This is a genomic window from Microcoleus sp. Pol11C3 (assembly GCF_036701485.1).
GTDB lineage: Bacteria > Cyanobacteriota > Cyanobacteriia > Cyanobacteriales > Microcoleaceae > Microcoleus.
Genome location: NZ_JAUBQW010000027.1, coordinates 46872 through 54626, shown reverse-complemented (window position 1 = coordinate 54626; position 7755 = coordinate 46872). Strand labels below are relative to the sequence as shown.

At 51.8% G+C, this 7755-nt stretch carries 3 protein-coding genes; 2 read left to right on the top strand and 1 reads right to left on the bottom strand.

Going from position 1 to position 7755, the window contains the following annotated elements; all coding sequences use genetic code 11:
- Positions 1 to 325: 325 nt before the first annotated feature.
- Positions 326 to 1687 (bottom strand): proton extrusion protein PcxA, encoded by a 1362-nt coding sequence (locus QUA40_RS09350; protein WP_333124385.1) that lies wholly within the window; start codon positions 1685 to 1687, stop codon positions 326 to 328.
- Positions 1688 to 1739: 52 nt separating this feature from the next.
- On the opposite strand from QUA40_RS09350, the gene QUA40_RS09345 reads away from it, so the two are divergent.
- Positions 1740 to 3953 (top strand): recombinase family protein, encoded by a 2214-nt coding sequence (locus tag QUA40_RS09345; protein ID WP_333124383.1) that lies wholly within the window; start codon positions 1740 to 1742, stop codon positions 3951 to 3953.
- Positions 3954 to 4355: 402 nt separating this feature from the next.
- Entirely contained in the window at positions 4356 to 7658 is a 3303-nt protein-coding gene (locus QUA40_RS09340) for an Ig-like domain-containing protein (RefSeq protein WP_333124380.1), read from the top strand.
- Positions 7659 to 7755: the final 97 nt, after the last annotated feature.

Below are 7755 nucleotides of genomic sequence, written 5' to 3'. Positions count from 1 at the left end.
ATCTTGCACTTTATTCTCGATCGCGCGCTCAAAACCCAGGCTACCTCAAGTGCGATCGATATATTCAGCAAGCCCTAATTAAACCACTCATGAGGCAAACAATAAATGGTTTTGTGCGCTATGGGTAAGCCACTCAGTGTGCGATAGACGCCCTACTGATGACGTTCTGAATGCCTGAAACACTTGCTATTATTACATTTTTTTTCTTCTTCCTTCTTCCTTCTTCCTTCTTTCTTCTTCCTTCTTCCTTCTTCCTTCCCTCCGTTATATCCGTTACATCCGTTACATAATCCGTTGCCGAACTTCCTTCTTCCTTCGCCTCTGATTATTCGTTCATATTCTTGTATGTAGCAACTGCCGAAGGCGAACTCCGGTTTAAATACCGGAATATCCAATACTTAAATACCGTATCCAAGATAACTGGAAACGTCGCAATGAACAAAAATATGAACTGCCTATTTTCTGGCAGTCCCAAATGCCTCGATATACCTTCGAGAATTATTTCCCAACCGTGAGGCGAGTGGAATCCGACAAACACATCCGTAAACAAAATAATTACGAAAGCTTTAGCACTGTCGCTGAGACCGTAAATCACATCATCCATGAAAGACTTTAAAATCTCAATCTCTTTCTTGTTAGTGATGAGAATGGCGACAAAGGCTATGCAGGAAATCAAATCCGCAAAAATATTTTTAATAGCTCCACCACTTTCAGAGCGGTATTCCTCCGCTAGCTCAACTGCTTTCTCGGCAATCTTATTTTCCGTTTCCTCTAAAGAAAGCGACGGAGCCCGGCCTATTAACCTATCAAATTTGAGGTGCTGCTCAAATCTCTCTAGTTCTTGGAAGGCTTCTTCTTCCAGGTTAATATTTAGGAATACTGGAGCATTTTGCTTGAGTCGAAAATGGTCAACTACCGGCCCGACTATAAAATTTTTGGAAATTTGATTCGTCAACAGCGGAACTAAAATCAAAAGCAAAATAAATCTCAGAGAAATGACTGTTTTTACTTTGGAGTTGCGGAAATTCTTAACTACTTCTTTTTCGGATTCCGGGTCTAACTCTTTAGTAATTCGATTCAAAGTTCCCAAAAGCGAGCGAGGCAATAAATTGACCTCTTCAGAGTAAATGTCAACCTCGCCCTCGGGAATTTGAACAGAATTAGCTGAACCTTTATTTGCGCCAGGTTGAGAGGTGCTATTTGTAGATTTTCCCTGCTGATTTACTGAACTGACAACCGGGACAATTGCTGTCGAGCTACTATTATTAATATACTTGTCGATGACTCCATCAATAAACTCTAGCTTCTCGAATACAAGGGATGCTCGATCTTTATTGTCGAGATGTAATCCGTGCGGGTGAGGATCGGGGCTTTGCCCCACCTTCGGTTTTGCCCCCACTCGATCCGGCAGTTCCAAAAAAGAACGGCTAGCATTAAACTCAACCATTCGGGTTTGGATGACCTTGAGGTATTTTTGCAGTTCGGATTTAAAGTAAGACAGGGTGCTGTGTCCGTAATCTCCCGATCGAGCGGAGATTTTTTGGCCGCCAAAATGCTCGTCTTCGATCGCCTTAATTGCTAAGGCAGCATCATAAGCCTGTTCTAGGGCCCTGTCAGGCGTTTCTCGATACCATTGGTGAGCGCTGTAGAGATATTTTACAATCCTGTGCCACGGAGAAGTATTCATAGCTAAAGCTGGTTAGTTGGCTGTAGACATTAGTGATTAAAGTATTCACGGTATGGTAACAAATTTAGATAAATTGGGAACCGAGGTCTCGGATTCAATTTGGATTGTCGGAGGCACCCGGAGTGGCAAAACCGCTCGTTTAGTCGAGCAGTTCTGCATTTGGAGCCAAACTGTCAAGCCTGTCCCACCAAAAGTTTCAGACGGCTGGCGTTCCGGGCGGCGCCGGGCTGGACAAACTGCCCCAGCAATTTTAGTCTTAGCAGCTAACGGAGACAACCGGCTAGAATTGGCTGATCGCATCGCCGTCGCTACCCAAGGAAAATATACCTTTCACTCGACAACACCCTTCGGTTTTTTTGAGCAGGAAGTATTGCTATTTTGGCCACTGCTCGTTCAGTCGCTGGATTTGAGGGCTCAATTTCCCCTGCGGCTGCAACCTGAAACAGAACTGGAACTTGCCGCCAGACTCTGGCGTCGCGAACTAGACGAAGGTATTTTGCAACAAACAGGGGTAAGTCCAAACCGAATGGTGCGTCGAACACTAGACTTATTACAACTTGCTGCTGTCAGCGGTACGCCCAGAGAAGAGATTCCCAGCCTTTTGGAACAGGGATTTGCTGGTGACGGCGGCTCGAACAACCTGTGGACTAGCATGGGAGAGTTGCTGGAAAGGTGGCGGCAATGGTGCTTGACACGGGGGCTGCTGACTTACGGGATTGTTTGCGAACTCTACTGGCGCTATTTGTTGCAGGATGGCACTTACCAGCAGCATTTGGCCTCTAGATACCAAGCTGTGATCGCAGACGATGTTGACGATTATCCCGCGATCAGCGGCCATTTGTTCGATCGAATGCTCGACCAAGGTGCAGCAGGGGCGTTCTCGTACAATCCAGATGGAGGAGTGCGTTTGGGCTTGGGGGCTGACACTGAATACCTAGCCAGACTCGAAAGCCGCTGTCAAAGCGTGGAAAATTTGGACGCACAAGCCGGTTTAGGCCCAGAGATTGGAGATTTAGCGGTAAGTTTAGCAGTTAATTCTGATGGTTTTTATCCTTTAGGCTTGAGTTTGCCCGGTAAAGTTCGATCGCTCCAAACCACCTCCCGGGCTCAATTGCTGCGAGAAACCGCCGAAATCATCGTGGATGCGGTGAAGTCAAAAGCCGTGGAACCGCAGGAAATCGCTGTAATTGCTCCCGGGATGGATGCGATCGCCCGTTACAGCTTAACGGAAATTCTGGCGCGAGATGGTATCGCCGCCGCCTCCCTCAACGATCAGCGTCCTCTCTCGACTACCCCAGAGATTCGAGCTTTGCTCACTTTGTTAGCCTTAGTTTATCCCGGACTCGGCCGTTTAGTTGATCGAGACGCAGTAGCCGAAATGCTGGTAGTCTTGGGAAGCCAGAAACACCGGGAATTGGCGGAACAAGAGGATTCTCACCCCACTTTCAATCAAAAATCTCAAATCCAAAATGCAAAATCGATCGACCAAGTGAGAGCAGGTTTAATCGCCGATCACTGTTTTTGTCCAGATCTCGATCGACCTCAATTGCTGGCAATTACAGCCTTTCCCCGGTGGGACAGACTGGGACACCGAGCCGCCGCGGCCTACGAGCAGATTGTGGAGTGGATCGAACAACAGCGGTCGCAACAGCAGGAGCGGCTGTTGCCGAGTCCAATTGCCCTGCTCGATCGAGCGATCCAGAAATTTCTGATGAATGACAGATACCTCCCTTTCGATCGGCTAGCAGCCCTGCGTGAGTTAATGGAAACCGCCAGCCACTACTGGGAAATCAACGGGCGAATGCAGCGCGTAGAACCAACAAACGGCGGCGACTCAGAAACTATCGCCCGCTTCATCCAGTTGTTGCGCCAAGGAACCGTCACCGCCAACCCATTTCCAGTCCGTTCAGAAGGCCGAGAAACCCAAGCCGTCACCCTCGCCAACATCTTCCAGTACCGCAGCAGCCGCCGCGCCCACAAATGGCACTTTTGGCTGGATGCCGGCTCACCCCTGTGGCTGAGTGGCGGTGCGGCGACATTGTTTGGTGCTCCCTTATTTTTGCGATCGCAACAGGGGCGTCCCTGGCAAACCGAAGAGGAAACGGGTGCCGACCAACAGCGGCTGCGGCGAATTCTGCTAGATTTGTTAAGTCGCTGTTCCCTGCTGTACCTTTGCCACAGCGAACTAGCCGTCAACGGACAAGAGCAAACCGGGCCACTTTTGCCCCTCATTCACAGCTCTGTTTCTTGTCAGCAGTCAGCTTAAGGCATTCGGCTCTTATGTATTTGGCATTCGGCTTCTGAAGGCAAGAGGCACATATGTATTCGGCATTCGGCCGCAGGAAAGAAAAAATTATGACGGCGAAGATTTTTACTTTTTATCCTTCTGGATAAATACACCTGGCTGATTCGATGCCAGACTTCTAGGTTCGAGCCAAATGCGGCATATTAAAGTGTACCCAAAGCCGACATCAAAACCTGCAATCATTAATATTTTGAGATCGAAAGATGCTCGGCTGAAAAAATATCTATAGCCGTTGCAGTTTTGATTTAGTATGTTAGAAATGAGCCGGATTATTAATCAATTTTAAGCCAGAATTATGGCAACAAACTGATATTAATCAGTTTTTAAAGTTAATCAGGATCGTCGTTTAAAGGAGCCAAAATAATGCCCAGTGCAGTACCAGTTGTTATAATTGAGCCAACGCCAACTCCGGTGACAGAGCCAACTCCGGTGACAGAGCCGACGCCAACTCCAACACCAACTCCGACTCCAACACCAACTCCGACGCCGACGGGAACTCCAACTCCCTCCGGGGACGACACATTTGGCGGCATAGACGACACATTGGGCGGAGGCCAAGGTACCTCGCCTGCAGTCATCGGCGGCGTAGTCCGCGGCAGCGAAACCAACGACTCCTTAGTTGGCAGTCCCGGGCCCGACGTGATTTCCGGGCTGCAAGGCAACGACAACCTGCAAGGAGCCGACGGCGACGATTTAATATTCGGGGCAGACGATGACGACGTGCTGTTCGGCGGGCCAGGCAACGACGTTCTAGACGGCGGTTTAGGACTCGATACCCTGTACGGAGGCAAAGGCAACGACTCCCTCGACGGGGGAAATAACCCCGACCTGCTGTATGGCAATGACGGCAACGACACGGTAATCGGAGGCGAAGGCAGAGACACGGCTTACGGCGGAAAAGGCAGCGACAGCTTGCGCGGCGGCTCTGGCGATGACAGCTTTTTGGGCGATCGAGGCGACGACATCCTCTGGGGCGACCAAGGCAACGACTCGCTCTTCGGTGGCGACGGCGAAGACTTGCTATTTGGCAACGAAGGAGGCGACTGGCTCTACGGAAACGCCGGCGGGGACACAATTTTTGCCGGCGACGGCGACGACATCGTATTCGGCGGCGACGGCGACGACATCGTGGACGGCGGTGCTGGCAACGACGTTCTTTGGGGCGAAGGAGGCAAAGACGTAGTGGCAGGAGGCGAAGGCAGAGATGTCTTCGTCATCGGTGCCTTCAGTTCCCCCAGCGGCAGCAGCAACGGCACTAACGCGGCATTTCTCACCACAGGTGGCCCCGATATCGCCGATGCCGACATTTTCACCGACTTTCGCCAAGGCGAAGATGCGATCGGGCTGAGCGGCGACCTCAAGTTTGAAGATTTGGTAATCTTCCAAAGCACCGACAACAAAGCCGGCAGCACAATTATTCGCAACGGAGTCAGCGGCGACTTTTTAGCAGTATTGCCCGGAGTAGACAGCAGAACCCTAGGGCGGAGCTCATTTGTAATTGCCCCCACAGTTCCCGGCAGCGCAACTCCACTCCCCCTGCCGACGCCGACAGCAAGTCCGACGCCGACGCCGACAGCAAGTCCGACACCGACAGCAAGTCCGACGCCGACGCCGACAGCAAGCCCGACACCGACGCCGACAGCAAGTCCGACACCGACGCCGACAGACGGTCCGCCGCCGACGTTCCCGACGCCGACAGCAAGTCCGACGCCGATTTTCCCGACGCCGACAGCAAGTCCGACGCCGATTTTCCCGACGCCGACAGCAAGTCCGACGCCGACGCCCATCCTTAACCAGCCTCCAAGAGCAGTTAACGACAACTTCACCACAGTTGCGGGTCAAGAACTCAGTCTCAACGTTCTGTTGAACGATACTGACGCGGAGAAGAGCCTTCTTACTGTCACGACTTTTACTCCAGCAGCCAAGGGGAGCCTGGTTCCCCTTGGTGGCGGCGTATTCAAATACACTCCAAATCAGGGGTTCTCGGGTACTGACAGCTTCAGCTACTCGATCTCAGACGGTAACGGTGGCACAAGTCAGGCGGTAGCAACCATCCGCGTCAGCAGCCCGCCGAAGCTAGTAATTAACGACGGTGTGGTGGTTGCCAAAAGTAATCCTACCCAGACAATCACGGCTGCGGATTTGTTAGTGACAGATCCCGACAACACCCCGTTGGAAATCTTTTACACGATTACCAAAGCCCCCGACGCTACCAGAGGTTTTGTCCAAAGGGGCACCACCTTTCTCAACGTCGGCGGCAAATTCACGCAAGACGATATCAACAACAACATCGTCAAATACAATTTGCTGGCAGGAGGTGGCAGCGACAGTTTCACGTTTACAGCCTCCGACGGGTCTGCAACGCTCGGGCCGGCATCCTTCAGCATCACGGTGGTAGATAATATTGTCGATCGCACCGCACTGCCGGCGAGTACCTTTACAGGCAGCAACCTCAGCGACTACATCATCGGCGGTGCGGGCGACGATACCCTATCCGGAGGCGACGGCAACGACATCATCGACGGCAGGGGCGGCAACGACCTCGTATTCGGTGAAGCAGGCAACGACTCGCTGCTGGGTTCGATCGGCAACGACACCGTTGACGGCGGACTGGGCAACGACACCCTCGACGGCGGCGACGGCATAGACTCGCTGATCGGCGGACTGGGCAACGACCTAATGTTCGGCGGCAATGACAATGACAACCTCTTGGGCGGTGACAACAACGACAGCATTGACGGCGGAACAGGCAATGACTCGATATTGGGAGAATCCGGCGACGACTCGATACTTGGTGGCACTGGGCTCGACACCTTACTTGGTGGCATTGGCGACGACTCCCTCGACGGCGGTGCAGGCGACGACATCCTCGACGGTGGATTGGGCAAAGACTTGCTCGACGGCGGTATCAATAACGATTCCATATCCGGCGGCGACAACGATGACACGATTTTGGGTGGACAAGGCAACGACACGGCACTCGGAGGTGTGGGCAACGACTACCTGTTGGGCGAGGCGGGCAGCGACTCCCTGTTGGGCGAAGCGGGCGACGACACTCTCGACGGCGGTGCCGGCAGCGACTGTCTCAGTGGCGCCTTCGGCAATGACTTGGTGTTGGGCGGCGATGATAACGACACTCTTGAGGGCGGTGCGGGCAATGATATTTTGGGCGGCGGGAACGGTTCAGACTTACTCACGGGTGGCCCTGGCGATGATTTCTTCTACTACGAAACTCCCAGCGAAGGCGTGGATGTGATTGCTGACTTTAACGCTAGCGGCAGTGAGACCGACAGATTTTTGTTCAGGTCGTCAAATTTCGCAGGTTTAACCAACTCAGGAACTACTCTCGATTTCACCAGTTTTATCGTCAGGAATATCGGGTCTAGCGGCGACAACATTAGCAAGCAATCAGTCATTTTGTTTGAATCTAAATTTGATAACGCTCAAGCAGTAAATGCAGTGTTGAAGAATCAAAACGGTTCGAGCAAAACGGGAGCTTTCTTCGTGTACCTGAACAATACTTTTAACAAGTACGTTCTCGGCTTCGACCCGAATGTGGCAGATGACAGTCTCCCAGCTTTCGATTTGGGAGTTTTGAATTCTATTCCTACAGTGCCGGGAGCGCTCAGCACCGTCATTACTGCATCTGACTTTAAGTTTATTTAGTAGTTTTTGAGTAGCGTCGCAAGGAGTCGGAACAATGCCTAGTGCAATACCAGCAATTATTATTGTCGAACCGGTGACAGAGCCTACGCCGTCGCCG

Bases quoted from the DNA above. Each gene is read 5' to 3' on its own strand.
- QUA40_RS09345 (WP_333124383.1), top strand. From the start codon at position 1,740: ATGGTAACAAATTTAGATAAATTGGGAACCGAGGTCTCGGATTCAATT.
- QUA40_RS09340 (WP_333124380.1), top strand. From the start codon at position 4,356: ATGCCCAGTGCAGTACCAGTTGTTATAATTGAGCCAACGCCAACTCCG.
- QUA40_RS09350 (WP_333124385.1), bottom strand. From the start codon at position 1,687: ATGAATACTTCTCCGTGGCACAGGATTGTAAAATATCTCTACAGCGCT.